At 79.8% G+C, this 759-nt stretch carries 1 pseudogene; it reads right to left on the reverse strand.

Annotated elements, in window-relative coordinates:
* Nucleotides 1–759 (reverse strand): annotated as a pseudogene (locus EBN88_RS30075) (hypothetical protein); the annotation flags it as partial.

Consider the following 759-nt stretch of genomic DNA (forward strand, 5'->3'; position numbering starts at 1 on the left):
AGCTCGCCGAGCCGGCCGGCGGGGCAGCCGGCGCGCCAGGACGCGAGGCGGGCGGCGAGGGAGCGGTCGCGGGTGACGCGGGCGGCCAACGTCCTGATGTCGGCGTCCCGTTCGCCGGCGCGGGCGCGCAGCGCCTGGCGCTCGTCGTCGGCGGCGCGTTCGTCGTGCATGGCGGGGTTGGGCGGCACGAGAAAGATGCCGCTGTCGGGGCCGCCGGGCGGCGGGGTGGGGGCGAGCAGCGCGGCGGCGGTGCCGACGGCGACGGCGGAACGGGGCAGCAGCGCCGCCTCGGCCAGGACCTCGCGGGCGCGGGCGTGGCTGTGCTGGTCGGTGATGACGACGCCGTCGACCAGCTCGGGGCGGGCGGCGAGGACGGCGGCGTGGTCGGCGGGGTCGACGGCCTGGGCGAGATAGCGCCAGCCGGGCAGGGCGGGGATGCCGTGCTCGCCGAGGTACTCGACGGTGGCCAGCACGTCGGGTCCTGGCGGCAGCAGCCCGCCGTCGCCCAGGGCGGCCAGGATGCGGGCGTCGTCGGCCGCCTCGGTGCGCAGCGCGAACAGGCGGCGCTCGGTGGACTCCAGGGCCTCGTCGAGGAGTTGGGCGAGGCTCTCGGCGTTGCCGTCCAGCTCGGCGACGGTCAGGGCGTCGGCGACGCCGAGCAGCTCGGCCAGCCGGGGCTCGGCGGCCAGCGAGCCGGCGGTGGCGCGCTCGGCCGTCAGGGCCGCCTCGGCGGCCTGGGCCGCGTCGGCGGCGCGGGCG

Origin of the sequence: Streptomyces triticirhizae, assembly GCF_003696235.1 — a bacterium.
GTDB lineage: Bacteria > Actinomycetota > Actinomycetes > Streptomycetales > Streptomycetaceae > Streptomyces > Streptomyces triticirhizae.